Origin of the sequence: Zhongshania marina (assembly GCF_002915595.1) — a bacterium.
Taxonomy (GTDB): Bacteria; Pseudomonadota; Gammaproteobacteria; order Pseudomonadales; family Spongiibacteraceae; genus Spongiibacter; species Spongiibacter marinus_B.
This window is the reverse complement of sequence record NZ_PQGG01000031.1, coordinates 212,022-231,059: the sequence shown is the minus strand read 5'-3', so window position 1 is coordinate 231,059 and position 19,038 is coordinate 212,022. Positions and strand designations below refer to the sequence as shown.

The 19,038-nt window shown below is 50.7% G+C and carries 19 protein-coding genes; 15 read left to right on the top strand and 4 right to left on the bottom strand.

The genetic code is table 11. From position 1 onward, the window contains the following. Positions 1 to 350 precede the first annotated feature (350 nt). The gene (locus tag C0068_RS14160) at positions 351 to 1,475 is read left to right on the top strand and encodes a beta-ketoacyl-ACP synthase III (RefSeq protein WP_103685130.1); all 1,125 of its coding nucleotides are present in this window, start codon (positions 351 to 353) and stop codon (positions 1,473 to 1,475) included. A 57-nt stretch (positions 1,476 to 1,532) separates the two neighbouring features. Here C0068_RS14160 and C0068_RS14155 read toward each other — a convergent pair whose 3' ends face one another. Both C0068_RS14155 and C0068_RS14150 read right to left on the bottom strand, forming a co-directional pair. Further along, positions 1,533 to 2,081: a chalcone isomerase family protein gene (locus tag C0068_RS14155; RefSeq protein WP_103685129.1), complete on the bottom strand. Its 549-nt coding sequence runs from the start codon at positions 2,079 to 2,081 to the stop codon at positions 1,533 to 1,535. Further along, entirely contained in the window at positions 2,074 to 3,309 is a 1,236-nt protein-coding gene (locus tag C0068_RS14150) for an MFS transporter (protein WP_103685128.1), read from the bottom strand. The genes C0068_RS14155 and C0068_RS14150 overlap by 8 nt, the downstream gene beginning before the upstream one ends. Positions 3,310 to 3,413: 104 nt before the next feature. Between C0068_RS14150 and C0068_RS14145 the strand changes: the two genes are divergently transcribed. Genes C0068_RS14145 through C0068_RS14135 form a run of 3 tightly spaced genes read left to right on the top strand, consistent with a single transcriptional unit; the run spans position 3,414 to position 6,821 of the window. Next, on the top strand, positions 3,414 to 4,763 hold the full coding sequence (locus tag C0068_RS14145) for an NAD(P)/FAD-dependent oxidoreductase (RefSeq protein ID WP_103685127.1): 1,350 nt from the start codon (positions 3,414 to 3,416) through the stop codon (positions 4,761 to 4,763). Further along, entirely contained in the window at positions 4,760 to 5,548 is a 789-nt protein-coding gene (locus C0068_RS14140; protein ID WP_103685126.1) for a DUF1365 domain-containing protein, read from the top strand. Before C0068_RS14145 ends, C0068_RS14140 begins: the two co-directional genes overlap by 4 nt. Before the next feature lie 28 nt (positions 5,549 to 5,576). Next, the gene (locus tag C0068_RS14135; RefSeq protein WP_103685125.1) at positions 5,577 to 6,821 is read left to right on the top strand and encodes an SAM-dependent methyltransferase; all 1,245 of its coding nucleotides are present in this window, start codon (positions 5,577 to 5,579) and stop codon (positions 6,819 to 6,821) included. A gap of 60 nt (positions 6,822 to 6,881) precedes the next feature. On the opposite strand, the gene C0068_RS14130 is transcribed toward C0068_RS14135, so the two are convergent. Then, complete coding sequence (locus C0068_RS14130) at positions 6,882 to 8,033, bottom strand: ketoacyl-ACP synthase III (protein ID WP_199176182.1); 1,152 nt, start codon at positions 8,031 to 8,033, stop codon at positions 6,882 to 6,884. A 140-nt stretch (positions 8,034 to 8,173) separates the two neighbouring features. Between C0068_RS14130 and C0068_RS14125 the strand changes: the two genes are divergently transcribed. From C0068_RS14125 to C0068_RS14085, 9 genes are all read left to right on the top strand, one after another. Beyond that, positions 8,174 to 8,752, top strand: a complete 579-nt coding sequence (locus C0068_RS14125; RefSeq protein WP_103685124.1) for a TetR/AcrR family transcriptional regulator — start codon at positions 8,174 to 8,176, stop codon at positions 8,750 to 8,752. Between the two features lie 140 nt (positions 8,753 to 8,892). After that, positions 8,893 to 9,987, top strand: a complete 1,095-nt coding sequence (locus C0068_RS14120) for an acyl-CoA dehydrogenase family protein (protein ID WP_103685123.1) — start codon at positions 8,893 to 8,895, stop codon at positions 9,985 to 9,987. 29 nt (positions 9,988 to 10,016) lie between these two features. Next, the gene (locus tag C0068_RS14115; protein ID WP_103685122.1) at positions 10,017 to 11,243 is read left to right on the top strand and encodes an acyl-CoA dehydrogenase family protein; all 1,227 of its coding nucleotides are present in this window, start codon (positions 10,017 to 10,019) and stop codon (positions 11,241 to 11,243) included. A 205-nt stretch (positions 11,244 to 11,448) separates the two neighbouring features. Beyond that, a complete protein-coding gene (locus C0068_RS14110) occupies positions 11,449 to 11,628 on the top strand; it encodes a hypothetical protein (protein ID WP_103685121.1) in 180 nt (59 codons plus the stop codon). Positions 11,629 to 11,654: 26 nt separating this feature from the next. Beyond that, positions 11,655 to 12,323, top strand: a complete 669-nt coding sequence (yrfG, locus tag C0068_RS14105) for a GMP/IMP nucleotidase (protein ID WP_103685120.1) — start codon at positions 11,655 to 11,657, stop codon at positions 12,321 to 12,323. Positions 12,324 to 12,337: 14 nt separating this feature from the next. Continuing rightward, positions 12,338 to 12,745 carry an RNA-binding S4 domain-containing protein gene (locus C0068_RS14100; protein ID WP_103685119.1) on the top strand — a complete coding sequence of 136 codons (408 nt, stop codon included), beginning with the start codon at positions 12,338 to 12,340 and terminating at the stop codon, positions 12,743 to 12,745. 56 nt (positions 12,746 to 12,801) lie between these two features. Beyond that, the gene (gene hslO / locus C0068_RS14095) at positions 12,802 to 13,653 is read left to right on the top strand and encodes an Hsp33 family molecular chaperone HslO (RefSeq protein ID WP_103685118.1); all 852 of its coding nucleotides are present in this window, start codon (positions 12,802 to 12,804) and stop codon (positions 13,651 to 13,653) included. A 69-nt stretch (positions 13,654 to 13,722) separates the two neighbouring features. Further along, positions 13,723 to 15,375 (top strand): phosphoenolpyruvate carboxykinase, encoded by a 1,653-nt coding sequence (locus tag C0068_RS14090; RefSeq protein ID WP_269844902.1) that lies wholly within the window; start codon positions 13,723 to 13,725, stop codon positions 15,373 to 15,375. A 117-nt stretch (positions 15,376 to 15,492) separates the two neighbouring features. Continuing rightward, positions 15,493 to 16,695 (top strand): class I SAM-dependent methyltransferase, encoded by a 1,203-nt coding sequence (locus C0068_RS14085; protein ID WP_103685116.1) that lies wholly within the window; start codon positions 15,493 to 15,495, stop codon positions 16,693 to 16,695. 17 nt (positions 16,696 to 16,712) lie between these two features. Here C0068_RS14085 and C0068_RS14080 read toward each other — a convergent pair whose 3' ends face one another. After that, on the bottom strand, positions 16,713 to 17,519 hold the full coding sequence (locus tag C0068_RS14080; RefSeq protein WP_103685115.1) for a PGAP1-like alpha/beta domain-containing protein: 807 nt from the start codon (positions 17,517 to 17,519) through the stop codon (positions 16,713 to 16,715). A gap of 309 nt (positions 17,520 to 17,828) precedes the next feature. On the opposite strand from C0068_RS14080, the gene C0068_RS14075 reads away from it, so the two are divergent. Further along, positions 17,829 to 18,296 carry a hypothetical protein gene (locus C0068_RS14075; protein WP_103685114.1) on the top strand — a complete coding sequence of 156 codons (468 nt, stop codon included), beginning with the start codon at positions 17,829 to 17,831 and terminating at the stop codon, positions 18,294 to 18,296. 180 nt (positions 18,297 to 18,476) lie between these two features. Continuing rightward, positions 18,477 to 18,959 (top strand): phasin family protein, encoded by a 483-nt coding sequence (locus C0068_RS14070; RefSeq protein ID WP_103685113.1) that lies wholly within the window; start codon positions 18,477 to 18,479, stop codon positions 18,957 to 18,959. The last annotated feature ends 79 nt before the right edge of the window (positions 18,960 to 19,038 follow it).

Genomic DNA, 19,038 nt, shown 5'->3' with positions numbered 1-19,038 from the left:
GCGGCGTTATGCAGGAAGGCTGGTTGCCTTTCAAGTAACGTCAACGCAGCTGAGCGCTTTAAGGCAAAGCCCCAGAGGGCAGGCCTTTGTGGCGCACTGGACGGCGTTGCCGCACTCATCAAGGACAACCAGCCTTGATCCTCGCGCGTCGCCTTGCCAGTACGCCACAAAGACTCCGCTGAGATATTACCCGGTTGTGCTGAGGCTCCTTAAGAACGTTCTTACATGGACACCGCCACTGGCGATAATCTTCAATTTTGCTTTTGTTATTTCAATATGTGGACTGAATGGGCGATGTCGGCCACACTCTCTGTTTATATCTAATTTGAAATAATATCGGGATTACTGACATGAACTCCTCAGTCGTTATTAGCGGGGTGGGCCTATGGACTCCAGAAAATAGCATTAGCAACGAAGAACTCGTCACAAGCTACAATGCTTGGGCTGAACATTTTAACCAGCAAAACCACGCGGCTATTGAGGCCGGAGAGCTGGAGGCAAAGCCACTATCGAGCCCTGAGTTTATTGAAAAGGCATCTGGCATTAAAAATCGCTACGCCTATTCAAAGGAGGGTGTTTTAGATATTCATCGCATGCGCCCCCTGCTTGACATCCGCGATGACGAGCAGGTTTCACATCAGGCAGAAATGGCCATTGCCGCCGCCAAAAAAGCTCTGAGTGCTGCCAATAAAACCGCCGCTGATATTGATATGGTGATTGTGTCCTGCGCCTATACTCAGCGCGCTTACCCCGCCATTGCGATTGAAGTGCAAATGGCCTTAGGCATCAACGGATTTGGTTTTGATATGCTTGTTGCCTGCTCCGCCGCCACCTTTGGCTTAGAGCGGGCAGTTGATGCAGTTAAGTGCGGCACCTCCAAAGGTGTATTAGTCATTAACCCTGAGCTTACCTCACCGCAGGTAAATTACACGGATAGAGATTCACACTTTATCTTTGGTGATGTTGCCACAGCGGTCGTCGTCGAGAGCGGAGACACTTGCCAATCTGCCCACGCATTTGATGTTTTAAGCACAAAATGCGTGACCTCCTACTCCAATAATATTCGTTCGAATTTTGGCTACACCACGCGGACAACCGACGAAGACCCTTATTCCGCAGATAAGCTCTTTCACCAAAATGGTCGCAAGGTATTTAAAGAAGTTTGCCCTATGGCAGCCGAGCACATTGAAAGCCATTTGCGCAGCGAAGGGATTGAGGTCGCTGATTTAAAACGCTGGTGGCTGCATCAGGCCAACATCAATATGAATCTTTTAATCAGTAAACGATTATTAGGCCGCGACGCGACGCTGGAAGAAGCACCAATTGTGCTCGACGAATACGCCAATACTGCTTCAGCGGGTTCAATTATTGCCTTTGCTAAATACCATGAGGATTTAGCCAGCGGCGATATCGGCGTGATTTGTTCGTTTGGGGCCGGTTACTCGATCGGCAGTCTGATACTTAAAAAGCGCTAGCCATTTTCATGACCCTCCGAAGGGAGGGTCATCCGCCGCACATCTCAAGCACGGTTATCACTTGTTATTTGCCAATGCTTTTCGCCAAGCAGCAAGCATTGTGTCTCGCTGACCTTCGCTAACCGCCGCCCGCCCCAGCCATACGCTCAAAATTAAGGCGGCCGACTCTGACGAGCTAATTGTGCCGAGTTCAGCATCGTTCATCGCCAACGTAAGGCCCTCTTTCGGCAACCACGTTAATTGGTAGCGGTCGCCCTTTTCAACGGCAATATACCAGGTGCAAAACCTAGCAATATCCTCCGCCGCCGCAGCTAACTCTTCAGCGCTGAAGGCATCCTCCAGTGCTTTATTGGTCATTTTACGAAAGCGCTCCGCCGACACCCCAACCTTGTATTCAATCAGGATCTGCTTGGCGTAAGTCGGATCTAATATGTCGCCGCTTTGGGGCAATGTTTGCTTGGGATCAACCTTGAGCTGTGTGTAGGTCAGATCTTTCCACAACAGGGTATAAGTCTCGCTGCTCACCGTGCGCCAATCTGCGGCAAACACCAAGGATTGGCCAAGCAGCAAGGCCGCCGTCACAAGAACTGTTATGCGCTTATTCATAAACGGGCTTTTCTCCTTGGTAGGCTAGTGGTGATCGCCCCAGCATAAAAAACACCAACAATTTCAACACCACGGGCGCTACAACATAAACGGCGGTGATGGCCCATACTGGCGGCACGCTCATTTCTGCCTGACTGCCCAACCACAAAAACGACACCCCCACCGCCAAGCCCATTGCCGCCTTACTCAGCATACTCCACAGGGCAAACATACGCGCACCAATGGCCGCGCCGTTGTGTTCTTTAGACAATTCTTGGGCGAGACCTGTTTGCATGGCCGATGGCAGTGCTTGGTCAGCTCCCAGCGCCAAACCCGTACCGACACTAATCGCGATAAACCACATCACGTCGCCTTCACCGAGCAAGGCCGCAAAACTGAATAAAATAGCCGAGCTACACAGCCCTATTCGCCAAGAGCGCACATCGCCAAGCTTCTTCGCTAAGAAATACCAAAATGGCACACCGATTAAGCCCGCTAAAAAATAGCTCAGTAAAGCGAGCGGCACGGCGTCTTCCGCATTCAATACCTCTCGCATAAAGAGCAGCAACACCGTGCCGGGAATCGCATTGGCCAGCATGTTCACAAACCACGGCAGGGCCAATCGCCTCACCCGCGCATCGCCTAATAGCACTTTAAAACTCAGGCTCTGACTGGCCGGCGCTGCGGCCTGACCACCCTGTAAAACAACCGCAATAAATAGCAGCAATAGCAAAACCAGCAGCGCCGAAGGCAGCATCGCGGGTGCCAAAATCGCCGGCGCCAACATGGCTAAAAGCGTGCCGAATAACAACATCCCCTCGCGACTGCTGTTATAACGTAATCGATCAATATTGTTGCGCGACAAGTTCACAGGCAAGGCTAACCAAGGTACAGTTAGGCCAGTCCAGCCCAACATAAGCAGCACAATAGCCAAAGCCAGTGCCGCAGCGGGCCAAGGGTGTGGCAGTGCGATCAATGCCACCGCGCTGGCGGCGATCAATAACCATGAACCTAGCCACAGCATGCGATGACTACCGCGATTGTCTACCCATGCACCAACGGGTAAATCGCTAGCAACATCGCTGATACGCGCTAAGAAAAAAATGGCGCCAACTAAGGTGTAGCCGTAACCACCCTGTTCGGCCAGCCACAGCGGCGCGTAAATATAAAAAGGAAGACCCAATGCGGCAAGAGGTAGACCGGGCAAGGCATAACGAAAATAACGCCAATACTGAGATGAGCTCCGCATTCTAACTCCCTTACAGTCATGGATAGGCAATACAGCCCCACCGACTGTGATCTGAATAATAATGCTGTACGTAATAACAAGACTGTGAGATCACTGATAATTCTATGCAAAATACATCGAAAACTAATGCGCTCAATATCGCTGTCATCGGCTCGGGGATTTCCGGCCTTAGCAGCGCATGGCTGCTAAATAAACATCACAAGGTCACCCTGTTCGAGCAAGACTCGCGCTTGGGTGGCCACACTAACACGGTCGACATTAAAACCAGCGCCGGTACCATTGCCGTCGACACGGGGTTTATTGTCTTTAATGAACGCTGTTATCCCAATTTGGTCGGCCTGTTTAAAGAGCTTGGGGTGGCCTACCAAGGCACGGATATGTCCTTCGGTGTCTCATTAGACGAAGGCCGCTTGGAATACAGCGGCTCAGATTCCATATCTACCCTATTTGCCCAGAAGCGCAACCTGCTCCGACCGCGTTTTTGGGGCATGATCCGCGACCTGCTGCGCTTTTATAAACAAAGTGCAGGCTGGCTGCAGACCCTGCCTGACGATATGTCATTGGGCGAATTACTGAGCCGCGAGAACTTCGGCGCGGGCTTTCGCGAAGATCACCTGCTACCTATGGGGGCCGCAATTTGGTCAACACCGGTAGAGAAGTTTATGGCCTACCCCGCCAAAACCTTTCTGCGCTTTTGCGACAATCACGGCTTACTGCAGGTTAATGAGCGTCCCCAGTGGCAAACGGTGGTCGGGGGGGCGCGGGAGTATATAAAGCAAATTACCCACACTTTCGACGGCGATATCCGTCTAAACTGCGGAGTCAGCAAGGTTCACCGCTTCGCAGATCACGTTATGATCACCGACCACCAAGGTGAAAATCATCGCTTTGATCACGTCGTCATGGCCAGCCATGCGGACCAAAGCCTTGCCATGCTCGACGATGCCAATGCCGAAGAAAAACGCTTGCTCGGTGCATTTGCCTACGAAAAAAATGAAGCAGTGCTTCATCGAGATGAAAAGCTGATGCCGGTTTTAGGACAGGTGTGGTCGAGCTGGAACTACCTCTCCGACAGCAAACAGCAAGATGGCAAGGTCTCGGTAAGTTACTGGATGAATTCACTCCAGCACCTGCCCTGCTCAGAGCAGATTATCGTCACCCTTAACCCGCTGCGCGCGCCACGCAAAGATTTGGTCTACCAGCAATTTAGCTATCAACATCCGGTCTTTGACGACGCCGCGCTAAACGCGCAAAAGCAGCTGTGGAGCCTGCAGGGCAAGCAACGCACATGGTTCTGCGGTAGCTATTTTGGCTACGGTTTCCACGAAGACGGTATTCAGTCTGGTTTGGCGGTTGCCGAGCAGCTCGGTGGTAGCACGCGGCCGTGGACTAGCGACAAAGCTAGCGATCGCATTTACCTAAGCCTAAGCAAGAGTCTTGACGCAGCCGCATGACAAATAATGGCGATGACACAGCAATTTACTGCGGCGAGGTAATGCATCACCGCTTTTACCCCCGCAAACATCGCTTTGTTTATCGCATGAGCAGCTTTTTATTTGATCTAGACAAACTCAACGACACCGCGCAGCGCTGCAAGCTGTTTTCAGTTAATAAATTCAATATTTTTAGCTTTTATCATCGCGACATCGGCGACGGCAGCGGCGAAGCGCCCCGCCAATATTTGGAGCGCATCCTGCAGGAACACGGTGTGCATGAGCACCTCAGCTCCGCCAGCCTACTGTGCTATCCACGTATTCTCGGTTACACCTTTAATCCGCTGAGCGTTTACTACTGCTACAAGGATAATAAACAACTCTTTGCCATTCTCTACGAAGTCAGCAATACCTTTAAGCAGCGACACAGTTATTTGATTCCGGTGTCGGCCAGCGATCAAGACAAGGGTATTATTCGCCAGCAGTGCGATAAAAATTTTTATGTGTCGCCGTTTATCCCTATGGATGCACGCTACCATTTCCGTATGCACCTTCCCAAACAGCGTATTGGCCTAGCTATTCGCGAAACCGAAAACGGCAAAGCCCTACTCCATGCGGTATTTCGCGGCGAACACCGGCCATTTAGCGACACCGAACTTCTCAAAAACCTTATCAGCTTGCCATTTATGACGATCAAGGCTGTACTAGGTATACACTGGGAAGCGTTGAAGCTTTTTATCAAGGGCGTAAAAATTGTACCCCGCCCCGCTGAACCAAAATCTGCAATCTCACGTATTGACCAGTAACTGTGTGACAAATACTTAAGGGTCAACTATGAAGACAGCCACTGCTACTCTCGAAAATAATATAGGTTCTGGCTGGTGGGCTAAGCGCCAACAACAGATGGTCGCAAAAGTTCTGGCGCCATTATCCAATGCGGCGCGGGGAGTTCTGCGGCTTACCCTGCCCAATGGCAATAGCATCGAATTTGGCGATCACCCCTGCGAACACTTCAATCCAGTGATTGTGCTCCACAACTGGAAGGCCGTGCGCAAAGCCTTTACCGGTGGTTCAGTAGGTTGGAGCGAAGCCTATATGGACGGCGATTGGGACAGCCCCGACCTCGCCATGCTAGTCGAATGGATCGTCATCAACGAAGAACATTTTGGCGGCATGTTAGACAGCGGCAAAATCGAAGGCGCATTTCAAAAATGGCGCCATCAGCGCAATGCCAATAGCAAACGCGGCAGCCGCCGCAATATCTCCTACCACTACGACCTTGGCAATGAGTTTTACCAGCAGTGGTTAGACCCCAGCATGACTTACTCCGCCGCCTACTACAGCAGCGAGCATCAAACGCTGGCGGAAGCACAATACGCGAAGTACCAACGTATTATTGATCTTCTCGACATTAAAGACGGCGATACCATTTTAGAAATCGGCTGTGGCTGGGGTGGCTTTGCTGAACAGCTATGCAGTCAGAAAAAGGTTAAATTGCACGGCATTACCCTGTCTGAACGTCAGCTTGAATTTGCCCAACAGCGTTTAGCCAAGGCCGAAACCTTAGGCGACGCAGAATTCAGCCTCACCGATTACCGCGACACTGTTGGCCAATACGACCATATTGTGTCGATAGAAATGCTTGAGGCAGTCGGTGAAAAATACTGGCCGACCTATTTTGAAACCGTTCAAAAACGCCTCAAACCCGGTGGCCGCGCCGCGATTCAAATCATTACCATTGAAGACAAACGCTTTGAGCAATACCGCAGCAATCCTGACTTTATTCAGACCTATATTTTCCCCGGTGGCATGCTGCCCACCCCAGATAAATTTAAAGAACAAGCCGTAGGCGCCGGCCTAACCGTAAGCGACGAAGAGGCCTTTGGCCTAGGCTATGCCCGCACACTACGCGAATGGGGAAGTAAATTTCATCAACGCTGGGAAGATATCGCGCCGCTAGGATTTGATAAACGCTTTCAAAGAATGTGGCACTATTATTTAACCTACTGCGAGGGTGGCTTTCGCGGCAATTCCATCGACGTTTATCAATTTGTGTTGGAAAAACCCACTGCGCAATAAAGTTAGCTACGCCATATAAAAGGGTCGCATTGCGCGACCCTTTTCAATCCAATATTCAATTTATTCGGCTTTTTTAGCTGCCGCTTCTTGGCAGCCTTTAACCCACGGCATCAATATATCTAGAGCGGTTTTATCACTTTTCGGCAGCTCTTCTGTGCACTCCCCCACAGGCGTAGTCCGCGGCCCCCACTTAATCACTGCAGCGCCCCAAGTTAGTCCAGCGCCAAAGGCGGCGGTTAAAATTTTATCGCCGGCCTTAATGCGGCCTTCTTCTAAAGCCTCACACAATGCAATCGGCACTGTGGCGGCGGAGGTATTGCCGTATTTTTCTATATTCACAACGACTTTTTCGGGCGGCGCTTTCATACGCTTTGCCAAAGTGTCGATAATTCTGACATTGGCCTGATGGGGTATTAAAAGATCGATTTGCTCGGGCTCTAATTCTAACTTTTCGAGCACACCCGTTATTGCCTGGCCCATACCGCGAACAGCGCGCTTGAAGATTTCTTGGCCTTCAAAATTCACATCAAAATAGCCATCCACAGCTGCGAAGCGCTCCCGCGCCGTACCGGAATCTCGGGCGGCCAAAATATCCCGCGCTTCGCCGTCACAGCCCAACCTCTCCGCTATTAAGCCGCACTCTTCATCACAGGCTTCTAACACAACAGCCCCTGCACCGTCGCCAAATAATACAGAAACATCCCGTTGGCTATAGTCTAGGAAGTAGGGAATACGGTCTGCGCCAATCACCAATACTTTTTTCATGGCGCCGCTGCGTATCATGCCGGTGCCAATACTTAGGCCGTAAACAAAACCAGTACACGCCGCGTTAAGGTCAAACACTGCCGCATTTACCGCACCAATATTTGCCTGCACAAGAGAAGCAGAATTAGGTATGAGGGTATCTGGGCAGGCAGTGCCTAAAATCACCATATCTAATTCTGCCGCATCTAAACCAGCAGCAGCCAAGGCACGCTTGGCGGCTAAGCTGGCAAGTGTGGCGGTGGATACATGGGAAATCCGTCGTTCTTTAATTCCCGTGCGGGTAGAAATCCATTCATCGGAGGTGTCTAAAAATGTCGCCAAATCCTCGTTGCTAAGCACTGCGGGCGGCAAGCATTTTCCCCAACCAGTAATATTTGCGTATTGCATGACAAGCTCGATATCGCTGTTATTGGCCAACATTATGCCGAGCAATGTTAGCACTGTCACCAATGTAGCCGCTTAGATACGAGCAAAATTCACAGGCAAAGTACGTACAATCCCCTATGAAATAAGCCGTTTTGAGACGTAAACACAAGATTACAACATGCTAAGATGGTGACAATGCAAATTTAGCAAGGTGCACTAGTATGAAAACAAATAAACGCTGGGGAAACGGAGCCAGAGTTGACGACCTCGATACGGGGAAAAAAATTCTCCTCAAATCAGCCGTAGATTGCTTCATCACTAAAGGCATCAAATCCACCACCATCGAAGATGTCGCCAAGGTCGCCAACGTCACTCGGCGCACGGTGTATCGCTACTTTAACGGCAAGTCTGACATTATTGCCGCGCTAATAGATATAGAGCGCGATCGCATGTTCATGAAGGTTCATGAGATTGCCAAGCTTTACGACAATAATTTCCCCTTGATGCTCGAAGAATGCATTTGGTTTGCCGCGAGCTATAAGCCACCCGAGGCTGGAAAACTCGATCTTGTGTCTGGCGCGAACGCCTCTGAGGCGGCCCCGCATATCGACAACGACGAATCAGACGAGCACTGGCGAGAGCTTTTAGAAGAGCCCCTAAGCGCCTATAACGAGCGCAATAATCGCAAGGTCAATCTAGATGATCTCATCAAAATAGTGGGTCGCTTGGTACTGTCCTACCGGCAATTGCCCGCCACCAAAGAGCAGTTCAAAGCCAGCCTAAAAGCGCTGGCGCTATAAGCCAGGCGGGCCGTTCGCCCGCTGGCCCCATCCGGTATTCGCTTGGTCAGTTTTGCCATTGTGCCGCACCTAGCACCCGCCTAAGCTTCAAAGCATCGTCATTCCGCGCCACATCGCGGTGAGATGCTTAGGAGCAAAAAATGAATTTCGACTTTTCTGAAGACCAAAAAAACATCCAAGAACAAGCGCGTTCAATGCTAGCCAAAGAATGCAGCAGCGCCAGCGTTCGCCACATTATCGACGGTGACCAGTATTTTGACGCCGCGCTGTGGCAGCAGGTTGTTGCTCTGGGCTGGCCCGCCATCACCATCGCCGAGAAACACGGCGGTCTAGGATTAAGCTATTTAGAGCTCTGCGTTATCGCCACCGAACTCGGTCGCTCACTGGCTCCCATTCCGTTTATTGCATCGGTATATCTTGGCACCGAATTAATCAAAGCCGCAGCCTCGCCAGCGCAGCAACAGGAGTGGCTGCCAGCCCTTGCTAGCGGCGACATTATTAGCACCGTTGCCATCAGCGAAGGCAAGACCAATCACGTCGATTGCCTTGTCAGTGACAACCAACTCAGTGGCCGTAAATCCGCTGTGTTACATGGCATGATCGCCAACACAGCGATTGTATCCGCCAAAAATGAGAACGGTGAACTCGGGCTCTACTTTGCTGAGCTGAGCGATAGTAGTGTTAGCCGTGCGCCGCAAGACAGTCTTGACCCCAGCTTACCCCGCGCTGAACTGATTTTTGATAAAACGCCGGTAATTCAATTAGCAGGCCAAACTCCAGCCGCTTCTGCACTTCACACCCTGTTCGACCGCGCTGCGGTATTGCTAGCGTTTGAGCAGGTCGGCGGCTGCGAAGCAGTTATCGACATGGCCAAGGCCTACACCACTGATCGCTATGCATTTGGTCGGCAGGTTGCCTCATTCCAAGCCATTAAGCATAAATTGGCGGATATGTTTGTCGCCAAGGAACTCGCAAAATCCAATGCCTATTACGGTGCCTGGGCTCTTGCCGCCGACGCGCCAGAACTACCCCTCGCCGCCGCCACCGCCCGTGTCAGCGCCATTGATGCCTACTATCTATGCAGCAAAGAAAATATTCAGGCCCACGGTGGCATGGGTTTCACATGGGAATTTGACTGCCACCTTTACTATCGGCGCGCACAGAATTTATCGACCTTGCTAGGCGGCAATCCCTATTGGAAGGGTCTTTTAGTCGACCGCCTACTCGCCGCGTAATTAGCACACCAATTTGCCAAGGAATCGTTATGGACTTTAAAGACTCAGCAGAACAGTCCGCTTTTCGCGCCGAAATACGCGACTGGCTAAGCAAAAACGCGACACCAAAGTCAGCAGCCGGCGGCCGCAAAGATCAATCTGAAGCCTATCAAGACGCCAAAATTTGGTACAAAAAAGTAGCCGACGCCGGCTACGCCTGCTTGAACTGGCCCAAACAATACGGCGGCGCCGGACTCAGTGATATACACAAGGTTATCTGGTCGCAGGAGGTCGCAAACTACGCCGAGCCCGATGGCTACTTTGTGATTGGCATTGGCAATTGCGGCCCAGCCATCATGCATTTCGCCACCGAAGAACAAAAGAAAACCTTATTACCGCCGATGGCAAGCGCAGAAACCGTGTGGTGCCAAATGTTCTCTGAACCCAGCGCGGGCTCAGACGTAGCCGGCCTGCGCACCAGTGCGGTAGCAGATGGCGACAACTGGATTATCAATGGCCAAAAAATCTGGACCTCCGGCGCCCAGCATTCCGACTACGGCGTAATACTGTGCCGCACCGACCCCACTATTTCTAAATACCGTGGTATGACCATGTTCTTTATCGACATGAATCAGGCTGGTGTGGAAGTAAAACCCATTAAACAAATGGATGGCGGCGCTCATTTTAACGAGGTATTTTTCAATAATGCAGTCATTCCCGACGCCTACCGCCTAGGCGAGGTAGGAGGCGGTTGGGGCGCCGCACTGCTGGTATTGATGAATGAACGCTTGGCAATTGCCGGCGTTCAACCTGACGGCTTTCCGGAGTTTCTAAAGCTCGTCAAAACCCTGCATATCGACGGCGAGCCAATAAGCGCCAACCCCGCTGTACGAGAGCATTTAGCCGAGTGGTATTACAAACATGCGGGCATAAAGGCCTCGACCAACCGTATGCTCACCGCAGTCGCCAAAGGGGGGATGCCCGGCGCCGAAGCCGCCCTGGGTAAATTAGTTGGCGCGGTCATGAACCAAGACATCGCCAACTACGCCATTCAGCTAATGGGTGATGCCGCTGCAATTTGCGACCCCGCCTTTGCTGAGCAACAGGCACACTTTCAAAAAACCGTATTGTTTTCGCCCGGTATACGACTGGCTGGCGGCACCGACGAGGTCATGCGCAATGTGATTGCAGAGCAGGTTCTCGGCCTACCCCAAGAACCACGAGCAGACAAAGGTCTGGCGTTTAACGAAATTCCAAGCGGCAACCAAAGCAGGTAATACCGACCAGCGACAGCCGATTTTGCCCGCGAGGAATAACATTGGCTGTCGCTGTGACACACTAAAATCAAACCCTGTTCACAGTTTTAACACGCAGGTTCACCCAATAGGTGGTTTTCCCTATACTTCAAACACCGCCCTCTCAGTACTTTGACCACTCAGTAAGCAAATTCTACCGGGTCATTGGAGCACGAGGGTTTTAACAATGAATGGTTCAGGCAAGCAAGACAGCGTAATATTCCAAGAAATACGTCGCAACCTAAACGCGATAAGCCAGTTCGGCAGCAAACGCGCCGAGTGGTGGTTAAACGTAAACTACGCTGAAGTTATCGATATGCGCGATGCCGTCAGCATGAAATTGAATCCGGCACGGGTCTCTAATTAAGCCAGTGCCATACACTATGGCACCTTATGATTAACTGGCAAGCGATAGACACCGTCCTCCTCGATATGGATGGCACGCTACTAGACCTGCACTACGACAACTACTTTTGGACCCAACACCTTCCGCTCCGCTATGCGCAAATACATGGCGGCAATCCAGAAACCGTTAGCGAACAGCTAATGAAGCAAATTATGGCGGAAAAGGGCTCGCTAAACTGGTACTGCTTAGACTATTGGTCAACGCAACTTAAGGTCGATATTGTTGCACTTAAGCGCGAGGTAGCCCATCTAATCGCCCCGCACCCCAGCACCAAAGATTTTCTGAATGCTCTCAACACCAGTCACTGTGAAACATGGCTGGTCACCAATGCTCATCAAGGCAGTCTAAATCTCAAGCTCGAACACACCGACCTCCGCCAGCACATTAGCAAAATCATTACTTCTCACGAGTTTGGCAAACCTAAAGAAGACCCAGATTTTTGGCGCCAGCTACAGCAACATTGGCATTTTGATCCCGCGCGCACGCTGTTGGTCGACGACACCGCCACAGTATTAGATGCGGCGGCCAATTTTGGTATCCAACATTTGCTTACACTGCGCCAACCCGACAGCCGGCAAGCCGTGCGCGATGCCTTGGACTATCCTGCAGTACTAAGTTTCGCAGAAGTGTTACCAATCCCACCTCGAACTCCCTAACGCATAAAATTGATATGGCACAAACACCTTCAACAAGCGGTATCCGTCTCGACAAATGGCTATGGGCCGCACGTTTCTACAAAACCCGCAGCCTAGCCAAACAAGCCATCGAAGGTGGCAAGGTTCAATACAATGGCGACCGCTGCAAAGTCAGCAAAGAAGTGCAAATCGGCGCCGAATTAAGCCTTAAAGTCGGCTTCGATACCAAGGTCGTTACGATCATTGCGCTGTCCGACCAGCGGCGCGGCGCACCGGAGGCGGCACTGCTCTATGAAGAAACCCCAGAAAGTATTGAGCAAAGAGCTCAGCAAGCCGCAGAGCGCAAAGCTCTGGGCTCTGCATTCGCTCACCCCGAGCGACCAAACAAAAAGCAGCGCCGGCAGATTCACCGCTTTCAACGAATAGTAGCCGACACAGACTAATCGGGGCGAAAACGGTATAATTGCGCGCCCATTCAGTTACGGAATTCCAAACGCCCATGAGCGACACGATCAGCCGCTTTATTTTTGATAAAACCGACGTTCGCGGTGAACACGTCCGCCTAGAAAAAAGCTATCAGGACATCCTCAATATTCACCACTACCCGCCCGGTGTGGCGAATTTGCTAGGCGAGTTTCTGGCCGCCGCCAGCCTGCTCAGCGCAACCATAAAATTTGAAGGGGCCTTGATATTGCAGGTGCGTGGCGACGGCGAAGTGCCGCTTATCATGGCCGAGGCAAATTCTGAGCGTGAGCTGCGCGCCATTGCCCGCGATGCAAACCAAGCCATGAGCCTCGACTTTAAAACCCTAATCGGCAATGGTCAGCTCGCCATGACGATAGACCCCAAACACGGTAAGCGCTATCAGGGCATCGTCAGCCTAGATGGCGAAAGTTTGGCACATTGCCTAGAAAGCTACTTTGAACAGAGCGAGCAACTATCTACTCGTATATGGCTCGACGCTGATGGCAAATGCGCCTCTGGGCTAATGCTGCAAGAACTACCCAGCAAAACCCCAGACAAAGACCGCTGGCAACACCTCACCACCATCGCCGACACCATCAAAAGCGAAGAACTCCTTTCGCTAGATGCAGATGCCCTTTTATACAGGCTATATCACCAAGACGCAGTGCGTTTATTTGAAGCCAAGCCCCTTATTGCGCGCTGCCAATGTAATCGCGAGCGGGTAGAAAAGGCGCTGTTGTCCATTGGGCAGAGTGAACTAAACGACATCGTTCTTGAGCAGGGTTTAGTAGAAACCAACTGTGAATTCTGCAACCGCCTATATCAATTTAGCGCCGCTGATATCGCGGCAATGTTTAACGAAAACACCGACATCGTTCGCCATTAATACCGCAAAATTACCCAAACGAAGATTTATCTCAGCAAAGGTTAGCGCTGCTATGGGTTTTTTGTAATAATGGCGCCCCAAATTACCAGCCATCATGGGGGTTCTCCTTGCTCTCCGACCCCGCTGCTAGACCTAGGCTGCTCTCAGGATTACGTGACAGGAAAACAGAGAATGAGTGCTGAAACAACGATTTACAAAGATTTAACCCCCGCCCAACTGATTGAACAAGCCCTAAGTCGTGGCGAAGGTCAACTCGCAGACACCGGCGCTTTAGTGGTAACCACCGGCAAGCGCACCGGCCGTTCACCTGGCGACCGTTACATCGTCCAAGAGCCATCTACTTCTGACTCTATCGACTGGACCAGCGTAAACCGCCCCTTCGACGCCGCTAAATTTGATGCCTTATGGGATCGCGTAGAAGACTACCTTGCAGATCACGACAGCTTTGTTTCCAACCTTCACGTTGGCGCCCACGAAGATCACTACATTCCCGTTGTTGTTAACACTCAAACTGCATGGCAAGGCCTGTTTGGCCGCAATATGTTTGTGCGCCCGAGCAAGTACAACCCCAAAGGCAAAGAAGAGTGGACAATCCTCAACTGCGCGGGTTTTGTTTGCGAGCCAGAGCGTGACGGCACCAACTCTGACGGTTGTGTCATCATCAATTTCGCACAGCGCAAAGTGCTCCTAGCCGGCATGCGTTACGCTGGTGAAATGAAAAAAGCGATGTTCTCTGTGCAGAACTTCCTGCTGCCAGAAAAAGACGTTATGCCAATGCACTGCTCGGCGAATGTTGACGAAGCTGGCAATACCACCCTGTTCTTCGGTCTTTCTGGCACCGGTAAAACCACCTTGTCTGCGGACCCAAGCTGCTATTTGATTGGCGACGACGAGCACGGCTGGGCGAAGGGCTCTGTTTTCAATATTGAAGGCGGCTGCTACGCAAAAACCATCAATCTTAGCCAAAAGAATGAGCCTATTATTTGGGATGCCATCCGCTTTGGCTCAATCGTAGAGAACGTCGTGATTGGTGAAAACACCCGCCACGCAGACTACGACGATACCAGCCTGACCGAAAACGGCCGCTGCTGCTATCCTCTAGAAAATGTTGAAAAGCGCGTTATTGAAAATGCCGCTGGCGAGCCAAAGACCGTTATCTTCCTTACCTGCGACGTATCTGGCGTTATCCCGCCAATTTCTATTCTGTCTAAAGAAGCCGCTGCATTCCACTTCCTAAGTGGTTACACCGCACGGGTTGGCTCTACCGAGCTTGGTGCAGAAGCAGGTATTCACCCAACATTCTCTACCTGTTTTGGCGCGCCCTTCATGCCTCGCCCAGCTGGCGAATACGCTGAGTTGTTAATGAAGCGCATCGAAGACTTCGACTCACAAGTTTACCTAATTAACACCGGTTGGACTGGTGGTTCTGGCGCCGCAGGCGGCACCGGTTCGCGCTTCCCAATTCCCGTTACCCGCGCGGTGGTTGCCGCTGCACAAAACGGCGTATTAATTGGTGCAGAAACCGAGACTTTAGAAGCGCTAAACCTGACGATTCCTAAGTCTATTCCTGGTGTCGACGACAAATACATCAACCCACGTAAAGCCTGGGGCGATGCTGACGCTTACGATGCAGAGGCAAGCAAACTTGCTAGGTTGTTCCAAGAGAACATCAAGAAGTTTGATGTTTCTGAGGCGATTATCGCGGCTGGCCCAAAAGCCTAAGCAACGCAGCGACACTAAAAGGGCAGCTCGACTGCCCTTTTTTTCGTCTGAACAAAAGCACACTATACTGTTGAATCGTGGCTCTAAGCCCTATAGCAAAACATCTTTGGGAAGCACATGCCGGTTACTCATACCTCTGAAGAGGTCCAATATTTTCTTGATCAATACCGACAGGCATTCAATAGCTCGCTTTTGCAGCGCCTAGTGCTTTCAAAATACCAAGGCGATGAAGCCGATTTAAAACGCATCAGCGTGCGGCCAGTGCTGATTAAAAATCAGCTCCAATTGTCTTTTTTATACGAATACCAAACCAATCACATCACCAAAAACATTGGCCTCAACGAATCGCTAAACATACTCGCGAAAAGCCTAGGCAGCGATTTTAAAAATGCCCACCTCGTCAGCGAATCTGCGGAAATTCAATTGCGTTTCAGTAAAAAAGGCAAAGCGCTACTCAGTGAACATCGCTCAACTGCGACTAAAACATCCTCGGATGCCACGACAAACTTAAGCCACAACCGAGAAAAAAATCGCTTTGTTCAACAGGATCGTCCCTATTTAGCCGCACTGGGTGTCACCGACGGCAGGGGTCAAATTATTCCCGCCATGTCCCGCAAGTGGAAACAGATTAATAAATTTATTGAGATCCTATCTGGCGCTATTGAAAGCACCGGCCTAGCGGACCAGCAGGAAGTCCATATCGCCGATTTCGGTTCAGGCAAAGCCTACCTGACCTTCGCTGTTCACGACTATTTACACAACAAGCTTGCCATCAAACCACAGGTCACTGGCGTAGAACTGCGACAGGGCCTTGTCGATTTATGCAATCAAACCGCAGCTAATTTAGAACTGGAAGGTATTAAATTTGAACAGGGTGATGTGCAGCATTTCGCGGCGCAAAACATCAATATTATGATCGCCCTGCACGCCTGTGACACCGCCACCGACTACGCGATTAATATGGGAATTCGCAGCGATGCCGACATCATCATGTGCTCGCCCTGCTGCCACAAACAAATTCGCCCCCAGCTAAAAAGCCCCTCAATTCTTGCTCCCTTACTGCAGCACGGCATTCATCTAGGGCAAGAAGCAGAGATGCTCACCGACGGCTTGCGCGCCCTATTGCTAGAGGCCAACGGTTACGACACTCAGGTTTTTGAGTTTATCTCGCTGGAACATACCAACAAAAACAAGATGATTTTGGCCCAAAAGCGCCAGCAGCCCCGCGATAACAGCGGGGTACTAACGCAAATCGCAGAATTAAAACGCTTTTACGGTATACAAGAGCACTGCCTAGAACAGCTACTGCAAGCGCCCTAGATTTTAGGCTTATAACACTAAGCTAGTGCGGCAGGGGTACGGCCGTAAACGCGGCCTCTTATTCCACTTAAATCAAAGGGGCGCCAATGCCCTTCACGCTGAGCCAAACGCTCCGCAACCGCGTACATTACCGCCAAATTGTGGGTTAGGCCGACGTGACTGCCCGGCACTCGCAGGTTTTCGGTATGGGCCGCCAAGTCCTTATCAACACACAGATTCCAATCGACAATACCGTCACCCTCACTGTAGATCGCCGTTGATGGAACCTTAGGGGTATCGCGCCAGCAATCCCCCCATTCCAACATTGGGTCCGTCATCGCGCCGGGGTTTAGCATTTCATACAGCTTCAGTACTGGGCCGGTCACACCGCTCATATCGGGAATATGGATCGGCGAACCGAGGGTAATGATTTGACGAATATAATCTGGATTTTTATTTGCCACCGTTCGGGCATAAACCCCGCCCAAACTCCAACCTACTACGCTTACTTTTTTACCGTAGCGCGCAGCCAAATCTTTGATGTGGCGCTCAAAGTTGAGGTATACCTGCTCACGCAAACCCGTATTTCGACCCTGCTCCCAACCATAAGCTGCAAATCCGGCGCGCCGCAGATAGGTACGCAGCGCGGCGGTTCCGCCGTCGCCGGTCATAAACGAGGGCGCGACAACAACAGGGTGCCCGTCACCACACTTAATACTGTTCAAACGCGACCGAAATGAGGCCATAGCCAACATCTCAAAAATAACCCGCAATTCTTTGGCGGTATTTAATATGCTCGGCGCACTGACGCTAGTCACACCTTCAAAGTTGTTCTTATTATTCATTTTATCCCCTCAAACGATCGAAGCGGCGGCGCGCTTAATACAGCTGGGGTAAACCTCAATCAACAAGGTCCACGGAAAGTAACAACTATATAACCGCAATATGGGCAGCGGTGCAATCTGGATTTATCGAGTAATGACAGTAACGAAGAGTAAACAATGAAGGGAATAAGGAGATTCACGGAGCAAAATTGATTTTTAGTATGCGGTTTCTAATTTTTATCCGTAACCTTGTCTTCAATCAGCGAGTTTATGTAGTCCTAGCTGAATTGGATTTTTCATAAACCCCTAATTTTTAACGAGGACATCAGTATGACCGAAGCAAGCAAAATCGAAAAAGCCAATGCGCTAGCAAAAGAAGTATTTCTAGCGAACCTTGGTTTGGCGGGCAAAGTTTTTGAACAAAGCCAAGATCTGCTAAAGCAAACTGAAGCCAAGCTTAAAGAAACTGAAAGCAAATGCAAAGACGCTTACAGCAAGCGCAACGAATTTTTCGACAGCTTGGTAGTTCGCGGCGAGAAAGTACAAAGCGACACGCTTTCTAAATTTGAAGAAAGCAAAATTCAGCTGACTAGCAAAATTGAAGACGGCAAATCACAGGTCGTCAGCAAGTTTAAAGACACTAAAGCACAGGCCATTGCTAAGTTTGAAGAACTGAAAAGCGAAAGCAATGCCGCTGTTGAGGGTCAAATCAAAACACTCCGCGAAGGCTTTGAGAAAGTAAAAAGCAAAGTTTCTCGCACTGCCGATGAAGCTGTAGCAGAAGCTAGCGCATCGTAAGCATTCGGTGCCTGCCTTAAGGCACCCAATCCTAGGTCTGTATCTCACCTATGCTTTTGCACGATGCGCCGATTGGCCATCGTGCTTTTTTCATACTCGAGCGCAGAACAGTTTCAGATTGGTAGCTAACAACGATTAACTACCGCTCTATTCAGTGACCCATTTGCAATGGAGAAAACCATGAGCAAAGACAGCAAAAAAAGCCTGCAAGATCTTAAAGATGTAACCAATCAGGCAAGTGAACTGGCAAAAAGCATTTGGCTTGCCGGTCTTGGCGCCTACGGCAGAGCCTACGATGAAGCTCACGACCGCTATGAGAAAGCCAGCAAAGAAACACCACGCTTGTTCACCGACTTGGTAGACAAAGGCAGCCGCCTTGAAAGCCAAGCGCGCGAGAAGCTAGGCGAAGTAACCAGCATTGGCAAAACCGTGTCGATTGAAGAACGCATCAGTAAAATGCGTGCCAGCCTCGGCTTTGGCCACACAGCTAGCGCAGATGACTTACAGCGTTTAGAAAAAAAGCTCGACGCTTTAAGTAAGAAAGTTGATGCATTAGCTAAAGCAAGCAAGCCCGCAGCACCTGCGGCCGCTAAAGCCGCTGCACCTAAAGCGAAAGCCCCTCGCAAAGCACCTGCAAAAAAAGCAGCGGCTAAAGCAGAGTAAGGCCGGCGCAGTCATTTCTGCCCGAACTTAAAATAGCCCCTTACCTATTTCACTAGGTAAGGGGCTATTTTTGTTCTGG